We start from the raw sequence: 20230 nt of genomic DNA on the forward strand, positions 1-20230 counted from the left end.
AAAATCTATAACTTTGCAGCCCACACATAGCACTATGGCACGCGCAACTACACGACACATTATCATATTGCTGCTTTGGGCAATGGCGCTGGCAACCAGCGCACAGACACGGCAACCGGCAGCAGCAGCCGGCGGCCCCGCGCCCGACACTGCATTGCAGCAACAGCAGTCTACCCTCAACACGAGGGCCGGCGACATCGAGCGGGTATACTCGGCGCTGGGCTATATCAGCCTGGGGCGCACCTGGGCCGACTTCAACGGCATGATTTTCGCCCCCGACAAGGTGATACGCGACTTTCAACACCGCGACAGCACCCAGAGCGTGACTGTGGTGAACCGCGCCGCCTTTGCCATCGACATGATGCTGCACCCGCACCGCGACTGGGACCCTGGCGACTACGACCCGCGCATCACCATCTACTTTGCCGTGCTGCTCGTGCTCATGACAGGGTGGATAGTCTGGCGCGCCTCACGCTCGGTGCTTGACAGCGACCAGGAGCGCAGCCTGCTGGGCTACAAGGCGGGCATCGATGCAGTGTTCTGGCTCATGGCCCTCGTGGTCTCGCCCATGGTGTTCAGCTACTACGACCAGTTCAACCCCGTGCTGCAATGGGCCCGCAGCGCCAACGACCCACACTCGCTCGTCTACGGTGTGCTGCCCGTGTCGCAATGCGCACTGCTGCTCGGAGCGCTGTGGCTGCTGCGCCTGGCGGTGTTGCGCAAGCCCGCCTCGGCGGCCACCCGCAGCGTGCTCAAGGCCATGGGCATCTATTTTGTGCTCGCCACAGGTGCCACCGCCGCCTTGCTGCTGCTCAACCTGAGCGGCATCGACCTCATCACCTCCTTTGCAGGCTGGGCAGCGAGTTGGAACATGATCACCACCGCGGGCTGCCTGCTCGTGCTCTACCTGTGTCTTCACATCATTGTCGCCTGAGCGCCAACACACCCACACAATAAAAAAAATCGCCTGGCGGTTTCAACAACCTCCAGGCGAAAAAAAACTAATTAACTATGGAAAAATATTTAAAGATTCGTAAGAATCAATCAAAAGTCATTTTTTCATAATGCGCACGTGGCACGTGCGGGATCAATCGTTGGCATGCTCGCGCATGAACTGAGCCTCGGTGGGCAGCGCGTCGTCGTCGGCCTTCGACTTGGTGTTGAGCCCGGCACGAGCCAGCTCCTCCTTGTCGCCCACGATGAGCGTCTGGTACTCGCGCAAGCCAGTGCCGGCGGGGATGAGGTGACCGCATATCACGTTCTCCTTCATGCCCTCGAGGTAGTCGACCTTGCCGCGAATGGCAGCCTCGTTGAGCACCTTGGTGGTCTCCTGGAAGGAGGCGGCGCTCATGAAGCTCTTGGTCTGCAGTGCAGCACGGGTGATGCCTTGCAGTATCTGCTCGCTGGTGGCAGGCACGGCGTCGCGCACCTCAACGATCTTCTTGTCGCGGCGCTTGAGGGCCGAGTTGATGTCGCGCAGCTTGCGGGCGGTGATGATTTGACCAGGTTGCACATCGGTGCTGTCGCCGGCGTCTTCCACCACTTTCTTGCCCCAAATGCGGTCGTTCTCCTCCATGAAGTCCTGCTTGTCGACGATTTCCTGCTCCAGGAAACGGGTGTCGCCTGGATCGAGGATGTTGACCTTGCGCATCATCTGGCGCACGATCACCTCAAAGTGCTTGTCGTTGATGCCCACACCTTGCAGGCGGTACACACTCTGCACCTCGTTGACGATGTACTCTTGCACGGCAGTCGGGCCCATGATGCGCAGGATGTCGGCAGGAGTGATGGCGCCGTCGGAGAGCGGAGTGCCAGCACGCACGAAGTCGTTCTCCTGCACCAGGATTTGCTTGGAAAGCGGCACCAGGTATTTCTTGACCTCGCCTATCTTGCTGGTGACCACGATCTCGCGGTTGCCTCGCTTGATCTTGCCAAAGGTGACCTCGCCGTCGATCTCGCTCACCACAGCAGGGTTGCTCGGGTTGCGGGCCTCGAAGAGCTCGGTGACGCGAGGCAGACCGCCGGTGATATCGCCGGCACCGCCGCTCGATGCGCGCGGAATCTTGACAAACACCTCGCCGGCCGTGATCTCGTCGCCCTCCTTGTACATCAGGTGGGCGCCCACAGGCAGTGCATAGGTCTTCACCAGCTCGCCCTGCTCGTTGTAGAGCTGAGCCTCGGGTATCTTGTTGTGGTCTTTAGACTCGATGATGATGCTCTCGCTGTTGCCCGAAGTCTCGTCGACCTCGTCGCGATAGGTCACGCCCTCGATGAGGTTGCTGAACTTGAGTGTACCGCCCACCTCGCTCACGATCACAGCGTTGAAGGGGTCCCACTCGCATATCACGTCGCCCTTCTTGAGCAGGTCGCCATTCTTGAAGAACAGTTTGGAACCGTACACAATGTTGGCCGAAGTGAGCACCATGCCCGTGTTGACGTCGACGATGTGCATCTCGGCCATGCGGCCTATCACAATGTCGACACCGTCTTTGTTCTTCACAGTGCGCAACTCGTCGATTTGCAGGCGACCGTCGTATTTCGAGGTCATGTTGGACACGGCTGCAATGTTGCTGGCCACACCACCCACGTGGAAGGTGCGCAGTGTGAGCTGCGTGCCTGGCTCGCCGATGGCCTGTGCGGCAATCACACCCACGGCCTCGCCCTTCTGCACCATGCGGTGGTTGGCCAGGTTGCGGCCATAGCACTTGGCACACACGCCGTGCTTGGCCTCGCAGGTGAGCACCGAGCGTATCTCGACCGACTCGATGGGCGAGTTGTTGATGCGCTCGGCAGCGGCATCGCTTATCTCCTCGCCGCTCTTGACGATGATCTCGCCACTGGTGGGGTCGACCACGTCGTGCACCGACACGCGGCCCACAATGCGGTCGCCCAGCGTGGCCACCACGTCGTCGTTGTTTTTCACCTCGCGGCACACAAGGCCGCGCAGGGTGCCGCAGTCTTCCTCGGTGATGATCACGTCGTGAGCCACATCGACAAGACGGCGGGTGAGGTAACCGGCATCGGCCGTCTTCAAGGCGGTATCGGCAAGACCCTTGCGGGCACCGTGGGTAGAGATGAAGTACTCCAGCACGCTCAAGCCCTCTTTGAAGTTGGCGAGAATTGGGTTCTCGATAATCTGGTGGCCGCCTTCGACGCCCGACTTCTGCGGCTTGGCCATAAGGCCACGCATACCCGAGAGCTGGCGTATCTGGTCCTTAGAACCACGGGCGCCCGAGTCGAGCATCATGTAGACCGAGTTGAAGCCTTGCTGGTCGGCGCTGATTTGCTTCATCAGCGTGTCGGTGAGCTTGGAGTTGACGTTGGTCCATATATCAATCACCTGGTTGTAGCGCTCGTTGTTGGTGATGAAACCCATGTTGTAGTTGTTCATCACTTCCTCTACCTGGGCGTCGCCTTCCTTGATGTAGGCCTCCTTTTCGGGTGGAATGAGCACATCGTTGAGGTTGAACGACAGGCCACCCAAGTAGGCCATGCGGTAACCCATGTTCTTCACATCGTCGAGGAACTTGGCCGACCGCGGCACGCCACAGGTGCGTATCACCTTGGTGATAAGTTTCTTGAGTGTTTTCTTTGAAATAAGCTCGTTGACATAGCCCAGCTCGGCAGGCACGCACTCGTTCACCATCACGCGGCCATAGCAAGTGTCCTTGACGATGCGCTCGCAGGGGTTGCCGTTCTCGTCGATGTCGTGCACGCGTACCGAGATGATGGCGTTGCGGTTGAGCCTGCCCTCGTTGAAGGCTATCGTGGCCTCCTCGGGGCTGTAGAACACCATGCCCTCGCCCTTCTGGCCCGGGCGCAGCTTGGTGATGTAGTAGAGACCGAGCACCATATCCTGCGACGGCACGGTGATGGGCTCGCCGTTGGCCGGGTTGAGGATGTTGTGGGGCATGAACATGAGCAGCTGTGCCTCGGCGATGGCCTCGTTGCCCAGGGGCAAGTGCACGGCCATCTGGTCGCCGTCGAAGTCGGCATTGAATGGTGTGCATGCCAGCGGGTGCAGCTGGATGGCCTTGCCCTCGATGAGCTTGGGCTGGAAGGCCTGGATACTCAAGCGGTGCAGTGTTGGGGCACGGTTGAGCATGACGGGGTGACCCTTCATCACGTTTTCCAGGATGTCCCACACCACGGGTTCCTTGCGGTCGACAATCTTCTTGGCGCTCTTCACCGTCTTCACGATGCCGCGCTCGATGAGCTTGCGTATCACGAAGGGCTTGTAGAGCTCGGCAGCCATGTCCTTAGGAATACCGCACTCGCCCATCTTGAGCTCAGGACCCACGACGATGACCGAGCGGGCCGAGTAGTCGACACGCTTGCCCAGCAGGTTCTGGCGGAAACGGCCTTGCTTGCCCTTGAGGCTGTCGCTCAACGACTTGAGCGGGCGATTGGCATCGCTCTTCACAGCGCTGCTCTTGCGCGAGTTGTCGAGCAACGAGTCGACTGCTTCTTGCAGCATGCGCTTCTCGTTGCGCAAGATGACCTCGGGAGCCTTGATCTCGATGAGGCGCTTGAGGCGGTTGTTGCGTATGATGACTCGACGGTACAGGTCGTTGAGGTCGCTGGTGGCAAAACGGCCGCCATCGAGGGGCACGAGCGGGCGCAACTCGGGCGGAATCACAGGAATCACCTTGAGTATCATCCACTCGGGACGGTTCACGTCCTTGCTCTCGCGGAAGGCTTCGACCACCTGCAGGCGCTTCAAGGCCTCGGCCTTGCGCTGTTGCGAGGTCTCCTTGTGGGCCTTGTCGCGCAGCTCATAGGAGAGCGAGTCGAGGTCGAGCTTCACCAGGAGGTCGTAGATAGCCTCGGCACCCATCTTGGCCACAAACTTGTTGGGGTCGTCGTCGTCGAGCTGGTTATTGTCTTTAGGCAGCTTTTCCACGATGTCCATATACTCGTCCTCGCTCAGCAGGTCGAGACGCTGCAGTGGCTCAGGCTCCTTGCCAGGTTGCTTGGCCATCTTCACGTTGCCGGGATTGATCACGATGTAGCGCTCATAGTAGATCACTGCATCGAGCTTCTTGGTGGGCAGACCCAGCAGGTAGCCTATCTTGTTGGGCAGCGAGCGGAAGTACCAGATGTGGGCCACGGGCACCACCAGCTGGATGTGGCCGCTGCGCTCACGGCGCACCTTCTTCTCGGTGACCTCGACACCGCAACGGTCGCACACGATGCCCTTGTAGCGTATGCGCTTGTACTTGCCGCAATGGCACTCATAGTCCTTTACAGGGCCAAAGATGCGCTCGCAGAACAGGCCGTCGCGCTCGGGCTTGTAGGTGCGGTAGTTGATGGTTTCTGGCTTGAGCACCTCGCCATAGGAGTTGTTGAGTATCTCGTCGGGCGATGCCAGCGAGATGGTTATCTTGGAGAAGTTACTCTTTGCTTTATTGTCTTTTCTAAAAGCCATTTAAAAATGTATTAAAGAGACGTTATTATTCAAGTTTCACACTTAAGCACAATCCGCGCAGCTCATGCAGCAGCACGTTGAGCGACTCGGGGATGCCCGGAGTGGGCATTGGATCTCCCTTGACAATGGCCTCATAGGCCTTGCTGCGGCCTGTGACATCGTCACTCTTGATGGTGAGGATCTCTTGCAGCACGTGGCTTGCGCCGAAGGCCTCAAGAGCCCAAACCTCCATCTCGCCGAAACGCTGACCACCAAACTGGGCCTTGCCGCCCAGAGGCTGTTGCGTGATGAGCGAGTAGGGGCCGATCGAGCGGGCATGCATCTTGTCCTCGACCATGTGGCCCAGCTTCAGGAAGTAGGTCACACCCACTGTGGCTTTCTGGTCGAAGGGCTCGCCCGTGGCACCGTCGTAGAGCTGGCAGCTGCCGCCACGCGGCAGACCGGCCTTGTCGGTCCACTTGTTGAGGTCGTCCATCGTGGCGCCGTCGAAGATGGGGGTGGCAAATTTCACGCCCAGCTCGTGACCGGCCCAGCCGAGCACGGCCTCGAAAATCTGACCCAGGTTCATGCGCGAAGGCACACCCAGGGGGTTGAGCACGAGGTCGACCGTGGTGCCGTCGGCAAGGAATGGCATGTCCTCCTCGCGCACCACGCGAGAGACGATACCCTTGTTGCCGTGGCGGCCGGCCATCTTGTCGCCCACGCCTATCTTGCGCTTCTTGGCCACATACACCTTGGCCATCTGCATGATGCCCGATGGGAGCTCATCGCCTATCGAGTAGTCAAACTTCTTGCGGCGCAGCTCGGTGTCGATGCCCTTGCTCTTGCGCAGGTAGTTCATCACGCAGGAGCGTATCATGTCGTTGCGGTGCTCGTCGGTCGTCCACTTGCTCAGGTTGACCGACTCGTAGTCGATATCTTTGAGCACCGATGCTGTAAACTTGTTGCCCTTGGCTATCACCTCGGTGTCGAGGAAGTCTTTCACGCCCTGCGAGGTAAGGCCCTCGGTGAGCTTGAGCAGCTTCTCGATGAGCAATGCCTTGAGCTCGTCTTGCTTGGCTCCATACTCCTCGTCGAGCTTGTTGATGAAGGGGTCGCCGCCCTTGGTGCGCTTTTTCTTGGTGGCGCGGGCAAAGAGGCGGGTCTTGATGATCACGCCCTTGAGCGACGGGTTGGCCTTGAGCGAGGCATCCTTCACGTCGCCAGCCTTGTCGCCGAAGATAGCGCGCAGCAGCTTCTCCTCGGGGGTGGGATCGCTCTCACCCTTAGGCGTGATCTTGCCTATGAGGATGTCGCCGGGCTGGATGTGGGCTCCCACGCGGATGATGCCGCGTTCGTCGAGGTCCTTGGTGGCGTCTTCGCTCACGTTGGGGATATCGTTGGTGAGCTCTTCCATGCCGCGCTTGGTCTCGCGCACCTCGAGGGTGTACTCGTCGACGTGCACACTGGTGAGGATGTCCTCACGCACCATGCGCTCGTTGAGCACGATGGCGTCCTCATAGTTGTAACCCTTCCAGGGCATGTAGGCCACCTTGAGGTTACGCCCCAGGGCAAGCTCGCCGTCCTCGGTCGAGTAGCCCTCGGTGAGGATGTCGCCCTTCTTCACACGCTGGCCGCGGTCGCATATGGGCCGCAGGTCGATGGTGGTGTTCTGGTTGGTCTTGCGGAACTTGGGCAAGTGATATTCTACTACGGGTTCCTCAAACGAGACGAAGGCCTCGTCTTCGGTCTGGTCGTAGCGTATGCGTATGACGTCGGCATCGACATATTCTACCACACCCTCGCCCTCGGCTTGTATCTGGGTGCGGCTGTCGTAGGCCAGACGCTGCTCGATGCCGGTGCCCACGATAGGAGCCTCGCTGCGCAGCAACGGCACTGCCTGGCGCATCATGTTGGCACCCATCAAGGCACGGTTGGCGTCGTCGTGCTCCAGGAAGGGAATCATGGCAGCAGCGATCGACGCAATCTGTTGCGGCGACACGTCCATATAGTTAACCTCGTCGGGCGAGGCCACGGGGAAGTCGGCGCCCAGGCGCGACTTGATGCGGTTGCTGGCAAAGGTGCCGTCGTCGTTTACCTCGGCGTTGCCTTGTGCGATGATCTTGCCTTCCTCGCTCTCGGCAGTGAGATACTGCACATGGTTGTTGTCGAGGTCGACCTTGCCGTTTTCCACCTTGCGGTAGGGGGTCTCGATGAAGCCGAGCTTGTTGATCTTGGCATAGATGCACAACGACGAGATGAGGCCGATGTTGGGGCCTTCTGGTGTCTCGATAGGACACAGACGGCCGTAGTGGGTGTAGTGCACGTCGCGCACCTCAAAGCCGGCACGCTCGCGCGAGAGGCCGCCAGGGCCCAGGGCCGACATGCGGCGCTTGTGGGTGATCTCGGCCAGAGGGTTGGTCTGGTCCATAAATTGCGACAAGGCGTTGGTACCAAAGAATGTGTTGATGACCGACGATATTGTCTTTGCGTTGATCAGGTCGATTGGGGTGAACACCTCGTTGTCGCGCACATTCATGCGCTCGCGTATGGTGCGGGCCATGCGGGCCAGGCCCACGCCAAACTGGTTGTAGAGCTGCTCGCCCACGGTGCGCACGCGGCGGTTGCTCAAGTGGTCGATATCATCGACGTCGGTCTTGCTGTTGATAAGGCCGATGAGGTACTTGATGATCTCGATGATGTCCTCGCGGGTGAGCACTCGCACGTCGTCGGGGGTCGAGAGGCCCAGCTTCTTGTTGATGCGGAAACGGCCCACATCGCCCAGGTCATAACGCTTCTCGCTGAAGAAAAGGTTGTTGATCACCTCGCGGGCGCTGGCGTCATCCGGCGGCTCGGCGTTGCGCAATTGCCTGTATATGTAGTTGACTGCCTCTTTCTCAGAGTTGCAGGTATCCTTGGCGAGCGTGTTGAAGATGATGGCATAGTCGCCCGTGTTCACGTCCTGGCGGTGCAGCAGTATGGTCTGTGCGCCCGATTCCAGTATCTCGGGGATGTTGCTCTCCTCGATCACGGTGTCGCGGTCGATAATCACCTCGTTGCGCTCGATCGAAACGACCTCGCCAGTATCCTCGTCGACGAAGTCTTCGTTCCATGTTTTCACGACACGGGCGGCGAGCTTGCGGCCCACTGCCTTCTTAAGGTTGGTCTTGTTTACTTTGAGTTCCTCGGCCAGGCCGAAAATCTTGATGATGTCGTTGTCGGTCTCGAGACCAATGGCACGCAGCAGAGTTGTCACGGGCAACTTCTTCTTGCGGTCGATGTAGGCATACATCACGTTGTTGATATCGGTGGCAAATTCAATCCACGATCCACGGAAAGGTATGATGCGAGCCGAATATAGCTTGGTGCCGTTGGCATGGACGCTCTGTCCAAAGAAAACGCCCGGCGAACGGTGCAACTGAGACACCACCACGCGCTCGGCGCCGTTGATCACAAACGTGCCCTTGGCAGTCATGTAGGGGATGGCACCCAGATACACATCCTGTACCTCGGTGGCAAAGTCCTCGTGATCGGGGTCGGTGCAGTAGAGCTTGAGCTTGGCCTTGAGTGGCACACTGTAGGTGAGGCCACGGTCGAGGCATTCATCGATGGTGTAGCGCGGCGGGTCGATGAAATAGTCAAGAAATTCAAGGACAAAGTTATTCCGCGTGTCCGCGATGGGGAAATTCTCGGAAAAAACTTTATAGAGTCCCTCGTTTTTTCGTTTCTCAGTTGGGGTATCTAATTGCAGAAAATCTCTGAATGATTGTAATTGCACCTCAAGGAAATCGGGATAAGGATACGGATTCTTGACACGTGCAAAATTTACTCGTGGTTGTTTGGAAACTGACATTGAAAAAATTAATTAAGTGAACTCAAATTTTTAATTATGACACAAAAAGGTTAAGAATCAACAGAACCTGAGGATTCTTAACCTATATACCTGATATTCAGGTAAAATTATTTAAGTTCAACTTCAGCGCCGAGTTCTTCGAGTTGCTTCTTGAGACCTTCAGCATCAGCCTTGGGCAGGCCTTCCTTGATGGGAGCGGGAGCCTTCTCTACCAGGTCCTTAGCGTCCTTCAGGCCCAGACCAGTGAGTTCCTTCACCAGCTTGATGACTTTGAGCTTCTCAGAACCGAAAGATTTCAGGATCACGTCGAAGTTAGTCTTCTCCTCTTCAGCGGGAGCAGCACCAGCAGCAGCAGGACCGGCCACGGCCACAGCAGCAGCTGCAGGTTCAATACCATATTCGTCTTTGAGAATTTGTGCGAGTTCGTTTACTTCCTTAACTGAAAGATTAACTAATTCCTCAGCAAAAGCTTTTAAATCTGCCATTTTAGTATGATTTGATTAAAGTTGTTTTTAAATTTATTTTTCTTCTTTGTTTGATAATGTTTCCAGAATTCCGTGGAGCTTGTTGCCACCCGACTGCAGAGCCGAAACCACATTCTTGGCAGGCGATTGCAGCAGTGCCACAACGTCGGCGATGAGCTCGTTCTTGCTCTTGATCGTTGCCAGGGTCTCGAGGCTCTCCTCGCCCATGTAGACGGTCTCCTCAACGAAGGCTGCCTTGAGTGCAGGCTGGGTCTCTTTCTTCTTGCGGAATTCCTTGATGAGTTTAGCAGGAGCGTTGCCAGTGTTGCTCAGCATGAGCGTGGTGTTTCCTACCATTGCGGGATAGAGGCCCGAGTAGTCGATGTCGCTCTGCTCCATGGCCTTCTTCAACAAGGAGTTTTTCACCACCATCATCTTCACCTCGGCCTTGAAGGCAGCGCGGCGCAGGTCGGTGGTCTTTTCAGCGTTCAGGTCGGTTGTCGATGTCAGATACACGCAACTGTACTGAGCGATGGTGTCCTTGATCTTGTCGATTAATACTGCTTTATCTTCCTTTCTCATTGTTTCTTCAATTTTAAAAAATTAAGCGTCGATTGACTTGGTATCGATCTTGATACCTTTACTCATAGTACTTGAAAGATAAATGCTCTTGATATAGGTACCCTTGGCGGTGGCCGGCTTCAGCTTGATCAGCGTGTTGATGAATGCCTGGGCATTCTCACGTATCTGGTCGGGAGTGAACGACACCTTGCCAATAGAGGTGTGTACTATACCTTTCTTATCAACCTTGAAATCAATTTTACCTTGTTTCACTTCTTTCACAGCCTTGGCCACATCGGGAGTCACGGTGCCGCTCTTGGGGTTTGGCATCAGGCCGCGGGGGCCCAGGATGCGACCCAGAGGTCCGATCTTGCCCATGTTTTGAGGCTGGGTGATGATTACATCCACATCGGTCCAACCCGACTTGATCTTGTCGATATACTCTTCAAGACCCACATAGTCGGCACCGGCTTCCTTGGCTTCGGCCTCCTTGTCGGGGGTGCAAAGCACAAGCACGCGCACGGTCTTGCCCGTTCCGTTAGGCAGCGATACCACGCCGCGGATATTCTGGTCAGCCTTTCGAGGATCTACACCAAGACGTACATCGATATCGGCCGAAGCGTCAAACTTGGTGAAGGTGATTTCCTTCAGCAGTGTGGCGGCCTCAGCAAGGGTGTAAGCTTTCCCAGGTTCAATCTTCGTGGCGGCTAACTTTTGATTTTTTGTTAGTTTACTCATTTTGAATTGAAGTTTTAAACATTTTCGGGGAATGTACCCTTTACGGTGATACCCATACTTCTTGCTGTTCCAGCGACCATCTTCATCGCCGAGGCTACAGTGAAACAGTTCAAATCAGGCATTTTGTCTTCAGCAATCTCCTTAACCTGGTCCCAAGTCACCGTAGCGACTTTTTTACGGTTAGGTTCACCCGAACCGCTCTTAATCTTGGCTGCCTCCTTGAGTTGAACGGCAGCAGGCGAAGTCTTGACAACAAAGTCAAAGCTCTTGTCGGTGTAGTAGGTGATCACCACAGGGAGCACCTTGCCGGCCTTGGATTGAGTGCGGGCATTGAATTGCTTGCAAAACTCCATGATGTTTATACCCTTAGAACCAAGAGCTGGTCCTACTGGCGGCGAAGGGTTTGCTGCTCCGCCCTTAATCTGTAATTTTAACTGTCCAGCAATTTCTTTAGCCATTGTTCTTAATTTGAGAATTTATTAGTTTATGAAAAACTATTGCATGAGCCTCAACCAGCACCACCCCTCGTAGCGTAACATCATCGAGGACCGGCACATGGGCACTACTCACGCGACACTTGCGAATTGTCCAATTCCAGCGGCGTCTTGCGGCCGAACACCTTGACCATGACCTTGAGCTTGCGTTTTTCTCGATTCACCTCTTCGATTTCGCCTGTGAACCCGTTGAAGGGACCGAAAGTCACCTTCACATTCTCGCCCACGATGAAATCGTTGGGTCCATCCTCGCCCTCGGGCGCAGCGCCCTCGGCCTCGGCAGCTCCCAGCATGCGTGCAATGTCGCTTTCCCTGATGGGTTCGGGCCTGTGGCTCGACTCACGGGTGCGCACAAAGTTGATCACGTTGGTCGTGTTCTGCAACATGTCTTCAGTCTCACCGTCGAGGTCGCATTGTACAAATACATATCCCGAAAGCAGGTTGCGTTCTTTCTGCACCTTCTTCCCGGCATGGGTCGTGAAGACCTTCTCTGTAGGAACGAGCACCTGAAAAAGATGCTCGCGCAGGCGCTCATCATTTTTACAGGCAGCATCAAGCATTTCCTTGATTTTCTGCTCTTTGCCCGAAATGGTTTTCAAAACATACCACTGTTTTTTTCCTTCAGCCATTGTAGATGTCAACTAAACGTTTAAAAAAGAGATTGAAAAAATGTTGTGAAACACAAGAAATATCTGGAAATGGATTTTTTCTGGAAACATGCAATCATCGCAACCGTGCAGCCACAAGTCACAATCGAGTCAATGCATCTCCCGGCACAGTGATAATGGAGAAGCGTGCCGTGGAAGTAGTGAGACACAGCGCTCGGGGCTCGCAGCAAGTGCAGGCACACGAGAGTGCACTCGCACTTTCTCGCTACACGCGATAGATGATGTTTTCCATGCCCCAGCTGATGATTGCGTCAACAGCCCATATCACGAGTGCCATGAGTATGGAAGCCACCATGACAATGACGGTGCTATTGGCCAAGTCAGTCTTTGAGGGCCAAGAAACCTTATGAACGAGCTCGTTATAAGACTCCTCTAAATCCGTAAGTATTTTTGCTTTTGCCATAATTGTATTTTGAAAAAATAGCACGGGAAGTAAGACTCGAACTCACGACCTACGGTTTTGGAGACCGTCGTTCTACCAACTGAACTATTCCCGTGTATTAAAGAAACCGGCCTCGCCTCGTCATGCGCGCGAGGCCGATTCTGTTATTCTGTGTTCACCCCTCCTTATGAGGGAAGGTGTGTATTACTCGATGATCTTGGTGATTTGACCCGAACCAACGGTGCGGCCACCCTCGCGGATTGCGAAACGCAGACCCTCGTTGCAGGCAACTGGCTCGATGAGCTTCACGTTGATCTCAACGTTGTCGCCAGGCATCACCATCTCAACGCCCTCGGGCAGAGTGATCTCGCCAGTCACGTCGAGCGTGCGGATGTAGAATTGAGGACGATAGTGGCTGCGGAATGCAGTGTGACGGCCACCTTCCTCTTTCTTCAACACATAGATCGAAGCAGTGAACTCATCGTGAGGAGTCACAAGTCCGGGATGGCAGATCACCATACCGCGCTTCACCTGATCCTTGTCGATACCGCGGAGCAGCAGACCCACATTGTCGCCAGCCTCACCCTCGTCGAGGATCTTGCGGAACATCTCAACGCCAGTCACAGTCGACTTCAAGTCGGCACCCAGACCCATGATTTGCACGGGGTCGCCCACTTTCACAACACCGGTCTCGATACGGCCAGTAGCAACGGTGCCGCGGCCAGTGATCGAGAAGATGTCCTCGATAGGCATCAGGAAGGGCTTGTCGATGTCGCGTGGAGGCAGTGGAATCCACTCGTCGACAGCGTCCATCAAGTCGAGCACGCTCTGAGTCCACTTGGGATCGCCATTGAGGGCACCCAGGGCCGAACCCTTGATGATAGGAGTGTTGTCGCCGTCATAGCCATATTCTGAAAGAAGTTCGCGAACGTCCATCTCAACGAGCTCGATCATCTCGTCGTCAACATCGGGAGAATCGCACTTGTTCAGGAACACCACCAGGCGAGGCACATTCACTTGGCGAGCCAGCAGGATGTGCTCACGAGTCTGAGGCATCACACCGTCGGTAGCAGCGATCACAACGATTGCACCGTCCATCTGAGCAGCACCAGTTACCATGTTCTTCACATAGTCGGCGTGTCCAGGGCAGTCAACGTGTGCATAGTGACGATTCTTGGTTTCATATTCCACGTGGGCAGTGTTGATAGTAATACCACGCTCTTTCTCCTCGGGTGCGTTGTCGATAGAATCGAACGAGCGAACGGCCTCGTTAGAATAGCCCTGCTCAGAGAGCACCTTGGTGATAGCAGCGGTAAGGGTAGTTTTACCGTGATCAACGTGACCAATAGTACCGATGTTTACATGCGGCTTGGTTCTTACGAATTTCTCTTTTGCCATAACTTTAACTTATTTTTTTGATAAAATGATTTTTACTTGCTACAATCATTATTTACACGCTTCACTTCGCCCCCTCGGTGCGTTTTATTCCCATCGAGTGGCGAAGTTTCGCCGTAATTTGATTTGAGCCGGTGGCGGGAGTTGAACCCGCGACCTCATCCTTACCAAGGATGCGCTCTACCACTGAGCTACACAGGCAATGTTTCTTTTTACTTGAGCGGAAGACGAGGCTCAAACTCGCGACCCTTAGCTTGGAAGGCTAATGCTCTATCAACTGAGCTACTTCCGCAGTTTTGTTTTGTGGGTAGAGATGGATTCGAACCACCGAAGCTATAAAGCAGCAGATTTACAGTCTGCCCCATTTGGCCACTCTGGAATCTACCCAAGTGTTGTCTTGAGCCTCTTGTCGGATTCGAACCAACGACCCCGAGATTACAAATCACGTGCTCTGGCCAACTGAGCTAAAGAGGCGTCGCCATGCTTGCATCATCACCATGCGGTAATTCTTGTAAGCGGGTGCAAAGTTACGCAATAATTTTTATTTAGCAAATATTGCACCACTTTTTTTTGAAATTTTCTTGATTTTCATTCTCCGGCCAGGCCGCTGCCCGTGTTCTGCACCACAGCGGGCAAGGCGCCTGCACGCACCAGTGCGGGCCATCGAAACCGGGCGCCACGGGCCGCTGTGACCTGTGGCGCCCGGCTGTCTAAAAGCCAGTTGCGCGTAGGGACTATTTCGTCCACACCTTCTTGACCGACCCGTCGCTGTAGCGCACGATGCGCAGCCCCTTGTCGCCAGGAGCCGCCATGCGGCCGTCGATGCCATACTGGGCTACCGGCACAGGTTGCGAGGCGCTCACCTCCCCCACTCCGGTCTCGACCAGGTCGTCGACGATGTTGGCAAAGTCTTTCCAGGCCTCGGCTTGCTTGTAGAGCTCGGCCTTGCCCTGAGGCACGTGCACGGTGCAGGCGTCCTTGTCGACATAGCCGAAGGTGCCGTCCCACGAGCCGCCGTCGGCAGCAGGCGGCGTGGCAGCCTTGACCCTGATATCCTTCAGGTGCGAGCAGTTGAACGTGTTCTTGCCCAGGGTTTCGAGCGTGCTTGGCAGGTCGAGCTGTTCGATTCCTGCATAGGAGAACGCATTGTCGTCGATGGCAACCACGCCCTCGGGTATGCCCATGCTCTTCAAACTCGAGTTGTAGTAAAACGCGCTCTTGCCTATCGTGCGCAAGGTGGTGGGGAGCTCCACCGACTCCAGCTTGTCGAAGTCGTAGAAGGCCGAGTCGCCCACAAGCACTGTGCCGTCGGCCACCACCACATTCTTGTCGGCAATGCCCTTGGGGCAGAACACGAGGCTGCGTGCCTGCTTGTCGTAGAGCGCGCCTGCATTCACCTCATAGTGCTCATTGCTTGCATCGATGCACAGCTCCTTGAGGTTGCTGTTGAAGGCTGTAGTGGCCTTGACATACTTCACACTGGCTGGCAGCGTGAGCTTGAGCATCTCTTGGCAAGTGAGAAACATGCGGTCGGTCACCGAGTCGGTAGCGGTGTAGTAGCTCCCGTTGTAGTCGGAATGATAGGGCTTGCCGCCCTTCATTATTCTCGCCTGGCCCAGGTCGAGCTCCTGGGTGCTTCCATATGCGGCCATGTTGCACATCATGAGCACGTCGTCGCCATTGACGGGGCCTGTCACCTTCAAGTACTTCACCGTGCGTTCCTGGTCGGGATAGTGGCGGAAAAATGTGCTGTCGAGCTCCCCGGCACGGTCGAGTGCTATGGTCACGCTGTCGAGCCGCTGGCCCAGCTGCACATCGGGGGCATACTCCATGATCTTAAACTGGTTCCAGCCAGGCACATTTCTGTAGGCCGCAGCCGCGCCGTCGGGCACATGCACGCGGGTGTAGGTGGCGTTCATGTGGTCGAAGGCATTGTAGGTGTCGTTGTCATATCTCACTGCGGCTGGCTGGTTGCCCAGGCAGATGATGGTTTTGAGATAGCTGCAGAAGCTGAATGCCCACTTGTCGATATACTTGACGGTGGCAGGTATCACCATCAGGCGCAGCGACGTGCAATTGGAAAACAGCGCCTCGCGCAGGGTGTCGATGCCGTCGGGGAAGGTCACCTCCTTCAAGTTGTTGCAGAAGCTGAACACCTCCTCGCCCACGTCGTTCAGCTTCTTGGGCAGCATCACTCGCTGCAGGCGGTGGCACATGTAGAAGGTGTAACGGCCCAGCGAGTCGTCTTTGGCCTCATAGTCGACTGTCTTGCCCAGGCTGAAGCTGTAGTCGCTGTAGTAGGGCGAGCCGCCTTTCACCATGCGTGCACCCGTGAGGTCGAGCTCGCGCAGGGCACCCACATACACGTAGTTCTCCTCATCGTCCTCGCTGCCTGCCATCTTGCGCAAGGTGGCAAGGTCGCTGCCGTTGAGATTTCCCGTGACGTGCAGCGTGGCGATGCTGCTCAAGTAGTCGGGATGTGCCTGGGTGAGCAAGGTTTCCAGGCTTCCAGGGGTTGCTACATTGACCGTGTATTCGGTCTGGGCAAGTGCAGCTTCACACATGCTGAAGAGCGCTGCCATCAATAGTAGAAGTGATTTTTTCATAAAATTGAATTTTGAACTTTGAATTGATATAAAAGATAGTGAGTAGTTAGGATTGTTTGTTACAAAGGATTGTTTGGCGTTAAAAGTAAACAAATTACCCTAATCTGCAATACAAAACACAACAATCAAGATGGTTATTTAATATATTTTAACAAAAGAATACCTGCAAGCGAACACGCCCTGCCGCCTGCCACGAGGCTGAAATATTAAACAAGATGCGCCCGCCTGTGGAGGCGAGCGCATGCTTGTGTGGGTGATATGTGTGAGGGTGCTGCGGCGGTTACTTCACGATGAGCTTCTTCACGGTCTTGTGGCCGTCGTTGTAGGTGGTGACCTTGATGTTCACGCCGGCAAAGGGCACATGGCTCACCTGGCCCGTGGTGCTGTAGTACACCACGCTCTGCACCTGGGTCGAGGCGTCGACACTGGTCACGCTCGTCACCACGTTGCTGCCCAACACGGACACCGTGAACTGTGCCTCGGCCACATAGTAGGGTGTGGCAGTGGCATCGGCGCTCGCCACGACGGCCTTGGCGGCCGTAGTGGTGGCGGGCACGCAGTAGATGCGCACATAGTAGTTCACGTCGAAGTTGTCGAAGCCGTCGTTTTCCTTCACGCTGCGGGCGCCGAAGTAGTCGGCAATGGGTATCCACACCTTTTGCTGGCCGTCTTGGGTCTCGTCGATGGTCGTCTGAAGGGTCTCGCCCTCGTTGCTGGCGTCGAAGCTCATGTTGCCGTTCTCGTCGACGTTGACCGTGAGCGGGTGACCCTTTTGGTCAAGCCGCTTCTTGTAGGCTGCCACATCGTTTCCCTCCATGGCCACGCCGTCGGGCGTGGAGCGCCAAATGCGGTATTTCACCGGGCGCAGCGTTGAGGGCACAATGGCTTGCAGGCTTAGCGGCACCTTGTAGTAGCGGCCTTTCATGCCGTTGTGGCTGAAGGCGAAGTCGCTCGTCTCGACGCTGCTGCCGTCGGCAAGCTTGGCTGTCACGCCCACGCGCTGCACCGTCACGATGGGAGCGCCGTAGGTGTTCTGGGCCGTGGCGTCGACCGAGCCGTCGCTGTTGTATCGGTTGGTCCATATCACGGGCAGCATGCGGCGGGCATAGGTGCTGGCGTCGCTCGCCTGCATGGCGGTCTCGTCGGCAATCTTGGCCCCGTCGGCCGTGTTCACCGTGTTGATGAACTTGCCGCTCTGGAACACGTCGTAGCGGTCGCTGCCGCTCATGTTGGTGTAGCCCGTCTCGTCCTGTGCACGCTTGGCCTCGGTGCTGGGATAGGCATTGCGGTCAAGCTCCAGGCGGTACACCTTGTAGTAGTTGATGTCGCGGTCGTTCTCCAGGCTCAGGGTCACGGCAGGCTTGGAGCTGTCGATTTTGGCGCGGTCGATGGCGTTGAGCGTGCAGTCGGCCTCGACCTGTGCGGCGGTGAAGGTCTGGTTGTTGCCCTTAGGCTCAGTCTTGTACACCTCGACAGGCACAGCCGTGCTGTAGAAGTAGTCCACCCCGTCGGGGTTGGCCTCCTTGTCGGTCTTGATGCCGTCCCACAGGTAGCGCACGTCGTAGGTGTAGCGGCCGGGCTGCTGGTTCTGGCTCGTGGAGGCCGAGAACTGGTCCCACACCTCCAGCTTGCCAAAGTCGATCTTGCTGTCGGTGCTGCCCGTGGCCACCACAAAGTGGGTGCTGTTGTCGCTGGGGCCGTATACAGCCGGCTTCTGCAGGTGATCCTGGTTGCTGTGAGTCATGGTGTAGGTATAGCCCTTGTCGCCGTCTTTGACAAACTTGTAGATCGTGGCCACAAGCGCCTCTTGGGCTTTGCCGTCGGCGTCGGTCCAGTGGCGGTAGAGCTCCATGCGGGCGTTGGGTTTGGTGAGTTGGGTCTCGGTGATGTAGGTGCCGGTGGCATTCGACACGTCGAGGTGGTTGCAGTACACGTTGAGCTGCTCGTTGAGGCGGTAGTCGCTCACGGGGCGCACGTTGAGGCCCAGCTGCAGGCGCTGGTTGGGGTCGAGACCGGGCACCTCGACCAGATCCTCGTTGGAGGCAACAGGCGTGAACTCACCCTCAAGCGGTGCACCCTCGACCACGTAGCGAATGATGCGTCCTTTCTCCTCCTTGTCGACGGTGTAGGTATAGTGGTAGTTGCCCTGGGCGTCGGGTGCATCGGTGAAGTCCTGCTTGAGCAGGGTGCGGTTGCCGGCATCGTCGACGATGTAGAGGTTGAACTTCTGCGGAATCACGTTGCCCGTCGCTGCGTTCAGGTTCGACGACCAGGTGAGGGTGATGTCCCACTTGTCCTTCTCGCTGGCGTTTTGCGTGCCCGCAGCCTTGAGCGGGATGCTGAGCATGGCCACAGCCGGGGCATAAGAAGGATTGTAGTAGGTGAACAAGCCATCTCTGTCTCTCGTGCTCCAATTTTCAAGTCGTCTGTCGGGGATAAAGAAGAACATGTTGTTGACCGAGTGTTCCTCATAGGTTGCTGCCATGTTGAACTGATGTTTCAAGCCGATGACAGTGCCACAATCGTGATTCACATTATAATCTTCTCCGTTTTTTAAGGTAACCCAAACGTTGACAGCAGCTTGACCAGTGATGAAGTTTTCGGGGCTGTACTCCTCATAGAGGCCGTAAAAAGGCGCATTACTAAGTATTCGGGTATTTCTGCGTGCCCTGCCCTTGGAAATGAAGTAGAAACTCGAAACCGTGCCGCTGGTTTTGTACAAGGCACCCGTCTTAGCGATTCCATCTCCCTTGCCGTAGTATTCTCCCTGAGTAAGCAATGCAACTTCTTCTATGTCGCTTGACAGGCCGTTGACAAGGGCGTCATAGGTCGCAGCACTTGCCGAAGCATAGGTTAGATTACGCTTCATCTTGACCAGGAGTGTGGTGTAGCCCTCATCGTCGGGTGTGTAGTCGCCATAGTGGCCTATCACGTTGCCAGCAGCATCCTTGACCTCGAGGGGCGTGGGAATATCGTAGATCGTGCGAATGGCATTGTTGCCTTGGAACCTGTCGTTGACCGAATGACCTGGCCACGACTTGCTGTCGAGGGCGGCGTCGGTGATGGTATAACAAACAACTCCGTCGTCGGGCACCTCACTGGTAGCGCTGTTGTACCCCACCTTCTTGATGCCAGGCACCTTCTTGTTGATGAAGATTTCGCGCAGCAGGGCCACGATGTGGTGCGGGTCGGTGGCCGGGTCGGCAATGCTGCTTGTGTGCTGCACGCCCTGGGCATCGGTCCAGTTGAATTTAATGGCCTCAGCCTCGGCACGCGTCAGAATCTTCATATTGGAATTGGTAGCCTCGGCCCGGGCAGGCGCCTGCAATGGGGATGTCGAAGCCAGAGCTTGTGTTGAAAATGTAGCCACGCTCACCGCAAGCAAGAGCGAGACAAAAAGGTGAATATTTTTCATCACTGAATAAAAAATTATTATTAAGACGAATCAAATAAAAGTTTATGGAGTAGTAGCTGTTGATGTCTAATCCAAAGTCTTGAACTCAGGTTAAGCATAGAAGGCTTCTCTACTTTTCCTAATTAGGATGCAAAGGTAAGGAGAAACTATGTGTATTGCAAGTGATTAAAGAGATTTAAACATTAAAAGACAAAGTTTAAATAAAGCATGGGCATCGCCCACGCGAGGGCCGAAAGCCGAGTGCCAG

13 protein-coding genes and 5 tRNA genes are annotated in these 20230 nt (G+C 55.9%); 1 reads left to right on the forward strand and 17 read right to left on the reverse strand.

The window, feature by feature from the left end; all coding sequences use genetic code 11:
* Positions 1-34: 34 nt before the first annotated feature.
* Positions 35-934: a hypothetical protein gene (locus GF423_RS04375; protein WP_154327232.1), complete on the forward strand. Its 900-nt coding sequence runs from the start codon at positions 35-37 to the stop codon at positions 932-934.
* A 153-nt stretch (positions 935-1087) separates the two neighbouring features.
* Here the strand turns inward: GF423_RS04375 and rpoC are convergent, their stop codons facing one another.
* From rpoC to GF423_RS04460, 17 genes are all read right to left on the reverse strand, one after another.
* On the reverse strand, positions 1088-5428 hold the full coding sequence (gene rpoC, locus GF423_RS04380) for a DNA-directed RNA polymerase subunit beta' (RefSeq protein ID WP_154327233.1): 4341 nt from the start codon (positions 5426-5428) through the stop codon (positions 1088-1090).
* A 25-nt stretch (positions 5429-5453) separates the two neighbouring features.
* Entirely contained in the window at positions 5454-9260 is a 3807-nt protein-coding gene (gene rpoB / locus GF423_RS04385) for a DNA-directed RNA polymerase subunit beta (RefSeq protein WP_154327234.1), read from the reverse strand.
* Positions 9261-9367: 107 nt separating this feature from the next.
* On the reverse strand, positions 9368-9745 hold the full coding sequence (gene rplL / locus GF423_RS04390) for a 50S ribosomal protein L7/L12 (protein ID WP_154327235.1): 378 nt from the start codon (positions 9743-9745) through the stop codon (positions 9368-9370).
* Between the two features lie 33 nt (positions 9746-9778).
* Positions 9779-10306: a 50S ribosomal protein L10 gene (rplJ, locus tag GF423_RS04395; RefSeq protein WP_154327236.1), complete on the reverse strand. Its 528-nt coding sequence runs from the start codon at positions 10304-10306 to the stop codon at positions 9779-9781.
* Between the two features lie 21 nt (positions 10307-10327).
* Positions 10328-11023: a 50S ribosomal protein L1 gene (gene rplA, locus GF423_RS04400; RefSeq protein WP_154327237.1), complete on the reverse strand. Its 696-nt coding sequence runs from the start codon at positions 11021-11023 to the stop codon at positions 10328-10330.
* A gap of 14 nt (positions 11024-11037) precedes the next feature.
* Positions 11038-11481, reverse strand: coding sequence for a 50S ribosomal protein L11 (gene rplK, locus GF423_RS04405; protein ID WP_154327238.1), 444 nt, complete (start codon positions 11479-11481; stop codon positions 11038-11040).
* Positions 11482-11585: 104 nt separating this feature from the next.
* The gene (gene nusG / locus GF423_RS04410) at positions 11586-12146 is read right to left on the reverse strand and encodes a transcription termination/antitermination protein NusG (protein ID WP_154327239.1); all 561 of its coding nucleotides are present in this window, start codon (positions 12144-12146) and stop codon (positions 11586-11588) included.
* Between the two features lie 244 nt (positions 12147-12390).
* On the reverse strand, positions 12391-12588 hold the full coding sequence (secE, locus tag GF423_RS04415) for a preprotein translocase subunit SecE (RefSeq protein ID WP_154327240.1): 198 nt from the start codon (positions 12586-12588) through the stop codon (positions 12391-12393).
* 21 nt (positions 12589-12609) lie between these two features.
* Positions 12610-12682, reverse strand: a tRNA-Trp gene (locus tag GF423_RS04420).
* An 89-nt stretch (positions 12683-12771) separates the two neighbouring features.
* The gene (gene tuf / locus GF423_RS04425) at positions 12772-13965 is read right to left on the reverse strand and encodes an elongation factor Tu (RefSeq protein ID WP_154327241.1); all 1194 of its coding nucleotides are present in this window, start codon (positions 13963-13965) and stop codon (positions 12772-12774) included.
* Positions 13966-14091: 126 nt separating this feature from the next.
* Positions 14092-14163, reverse strand: a tRNA-Thr gene (locus GF423_RS04430).
* A gap of 18 nt (positions 14164-14181) precedes the next feature.
* Positions 14182-14254, reverse strand: a tRNA-Gly gene (locus tag GF423_RS04435).
* A 12-nt stretch (positions 14255-14266) separates the two neighbouring features.
* Positions 14267-14349: transfer RNA gene (locus GF423_RS04440), tRNA-Tyr, on the reverse strand.
* Between the two features lie 13 nt (positions 14350-14362).
* Positions 14363-14436, reverse strand: a tRNA-Thr gene (locus GF423_RS04445).
* 114 nt (positions 14437-14550) lie between these two features.
* On the reverse strand, positions 14551-14709 hold the full coding sequence (locus GF423_RS04450) for a hypothetical protein (protein ID WP_154327242.1): 159 nt from the start codon (positions 14707-14709) through the stop codon (positions 14551-14553).
* Positions 14697-16568 carry a leucine-rich repeat domain-containing protein gene (locus GF423_RS04455; RefSeq protein WP_154327243.1) on the reverse strand — a complete coding sequence of 624 codons (1872 nt, stop codon included), beginning with the start codon at positions 16566-16568 and terminating at the stop codon, positions 14697-14699. The genes GF423_RS04450 and GF423_RS04455 overlap by 13 nt, the downstream gene beginning before the upstream one ends.
* 280 nt (positions 16569-16848) lie before the next feature.
* Positions 16849-19983 carry a hypothetical protein gene (locus tag GF423_RS04460; protein ID WP_154327244.1) on the reverse strand — a complete coding sequence of 1045 codons (3135 nt, stop codon included), beginning with the start codon at positions 19981-19983 and terminating at the stop codon, positions 16849-16851.
* Positions 19984-20230 lie beyond the last annotated feature (247 nt).

It is taken from the genome of Sodaliphilus pleomorphus, assembly GCF_009676955.1.
Taxonomy (GTDB): Bacteria; Bacteroidota; Bacteroidia; order Bacteroidales; family Muribaculaceae; genus Sodaliphilus; species Sodaliphilus pleomorphus.

Coding starts and splice junctions, on each gene's coding strand:
- GF423_RS04375 (WP_154327232.1), top strand. CDS start 35: ATGGCACGCGCAACTACACGACACATTATCATATTGCTGCTTTGGGCA.
- rpoC (WP_154327233.1), bottom strand. CDS start 5,428: ATGGCTTTTAGAAAAGACAATAAAGCAAAGAGTAACTTCTCCAAGATA.
- rpoB (WP_154327234.1), bottom strand. CDS start 9,260: ATGTCAGTTTCCAAACAACCACGAGTAAATTTTGCACGTGTCAAGAAT.
- rplL (WP_154327235.1), bottom strand. CDS start 9,745: ATGGCAGATTTAAAAGCTTTTGCTGAGGAATTAGTTAATCTTTCAGTT.
- rplJ (WP_154327236.1), bottom strand. CDS start 10,306: ATGAGAAAGGAAGATAAAGCAGTATTAATCGACAAGATCAAGGACACC.
- rplA (WP_154327237.1), bottom strand. CDS start 11,023: ATGAGTAAACTAACAAAAAATCAAAAGTTAGCCGCCACGAAGATTGAA.
- rplK (WP_154327238.1), bottom strand. CDS start 11,481: ATGGCTAAAGAAATTGCTGGACAGTTAAAATTACAGATTAAGGGCGGA.
- nusG (WP_154327239.1), bottom strand. CDS start 12,146: ATGGCTGAAGGAAAAAAACAGTGGTATGTTTTGAAAACCATTTCGGGC.
- secE (WP_154327240.1), bottom strand. CDS start 12,588: ATGGCAAAAGCAAAAATACTTACGGATTTAGAGGAGTCTTATAACGAG.
- tuf (WP_154327241.1), bottom strand. CDS start 13,965: ATGGCAAAAGAGAAATTCGTAAGAACCAAGCCGCATGTAAACATCGGT.
- GF423_RS04455 (WP_154327243.1), bottom strand. CDS start 16,568: ATGAAAAAATCACTTCTACTATTGATGGCAGCGCTCTTCAGCATGTGT.
- GF423_RS04460 (WP_154327244.1), bottom strand. CDS start 19,983: ATGAAAAATATTCACCTTTTTGTCTCGCTCTTGCTTGCGGTGAGCGTG.